Here is a 1,994-nt window from a genome sequence, read left to right as displayed (position 1 = left end):
AAGGGGAGGTCTTGGTGGGCGTAGGCGGCGAGGTCGTTTTCGCGGACTCGGTCGAGGAGTTCGCGGAAGGTGGGGTTGCCGCTGGTGTCGGTGCGCAGCACCAGCGTGTTGATGAACAACCCGATGAGGTGGTCGGTGGCGTCGTCGGTGCGTCCGGCGATGGGGGTGCCGAGGGGGATGTCGGTACCCGCGCCCAGCCGGGTCAGCAGCGTGGACAGGGCCGCCTGGGCCAGCATGAACGTGCTGGTCTGCGTCTGACGCGCCAACTCGGCCAGCCGTGCGTGTAGTTCCGGCGGAATGGTGAAGTCGACCCGGTCACCCGCCTGACCGGCGACGGCTGGTCGGGGGCGGTCGGTGGGCAGGTCGAGTTGTTCGGGGAGGTCGGCGAGGGTGTTCTGCCAGTAGGTGAGTTGGCGGCCGGCGGTGCTGTGGGGGTCGGTGTCGTCGCCGAGGATGGTGCGCTGCCAGAGGGCGTAGTCGGCGTACTGGACGGGGAGCGGGGTCCAGTCGGGGACCGTGCCTTGGGTGCGGGCGGTGTAGGCGGCGGTCAGGTCTTGGGCCAGGGGGGTGCGGGACCAGGCGTCGCTGGCAATGTGGTGGATGAGGAGCAGCAGGACGTGCTCCTGGTCCGAGACGTGGAACAGCCAGGTCCGCAGGGGAAGTTCGTCCCGGAGGTCGAAGCAGTGGCCGGCGGCCTCAGTGAGCCTCTCTCCGACCTCTTCTTCGGTCACCTCGACGAGCGTGAACGGCGGCTCGGCTACGTCCGCCGGCAGGACGACCTGGTACGCGTCCTGCTCATCCTCGGCGAACACGGTGCGCAGGCTCTCGTGGCGGGTGACGACATCGCCGATCGCCTGGTGGAGGGCGTGGGTGTCGAGTTTGCCGGTGAGACGCAGGGCCGTGGCCGTGTTGTAGGTGGGGGTGGGACCTTCGAGTTGGTGGAGGAACCAGAGGCGCTGTTGGGCGTAGGAGAGGGGGATGCGGTCGGGGCGGGGCTGGGAGGTGAGAGGGGTGCGGGCGGTGTCGGCTTCGTTGAGTGCGTTCGACAGGGCGGCGATGGTGGGGGTCTCGAAGAGCTGCCGGATGGAGAGCTCGATGCCCAGTGCGGTGCGGATGCGGCTGACGAGGCGGGTGGCGAGGAGGGAGTGGCCGCCGAGGTCGAAGAAGTTGTCGTCGATGGTGAGGTGGGGCAGGGACAGGACTTCGGCGTAGAGGGATACGAGGATCTCCTCGCGCGGTGAGCGGGCGGCCCGGCCGGCGGCCTTCCCGGAGTAGGTCGGGGCGGGCAGTGCCTTGCGGTCCAGCTTGCCGTTCGGGGTGAGGGGCAGCGCGTCCAGGGTCACGAATGCCGAGGGGACCATGTACTCGGGCAGCCGGCGGGAGAGCCCGGCGTTCGCGGCGGCCTCGTTCCAGTGCGCGCGGTCGGCCACCACGTACGCGACCAGGCGCTGGTCGCCGGGCTGGTCCTCGCGCAGCACCACGGTGGCCTGCAAGACGCCGGGCTCGGCCGCGACGGCGGACTCGATCTCACCCAGCTCGATGCGGTGGCCGCGGAGTTTGATTTGGTGGTCGGCGCGGGCGGTGTAGATGAGTTGGCCGTTGTGGTTCCAGCGGGCGAGGTCGCCGGTGCGGTACATGCGTGTGCCGGGGGGTCCGTATGGGTTTGCGGTGAAGCGTTCGGCGGTGAGGGCTGCTTTGTGGTGGTAGCCGCGGGCGAGTTGGTGTCCTGCGAGGTAGAGCTCGCCGTTGATGCCTGGGGCGACGGGTCGTAGGGCGGAGTCGAGGATGTAGGCGCGGGTGTTGGTGAAGGGGCGGCCGATGGGGACGGGTCCGTTGAGTTCTTCGTTTTGGTGGATCCGGTGTTCGGTGGTGTTGACGGTGTTTTCGGTGGGGCCGTAGGCGTTGATGATCTGGACGTCGGGGTGGGTTTGGCGCCAGGTGGTGAGGTGGTCGGTGTGGAGGGCTTCGCCGCCGAGGATGAGGGTGTGGGTGGG

At 69.1% G+C, this 1,994-nt stretch carries 1 protein-coding gene; it reads right to left on the bottom strand.

The features are described from left to right. Nucleotides 1-1,994: condensation domain-containing protein (locus ACWDYJ_RS36185; RefSeq protein WP_451569850.1), on the bottom strand; the 1,994-nt coding region annotated here is incomplete at both ends.

The sequence above is a fragment of the Streptomyces sp. NPDC003042 genome (assembly GCF_053591315.1).
Note: the sequence above shows the minus strand (reverse complement) of the source record. Positions and strands in the feature narration are given on the sequence as shown.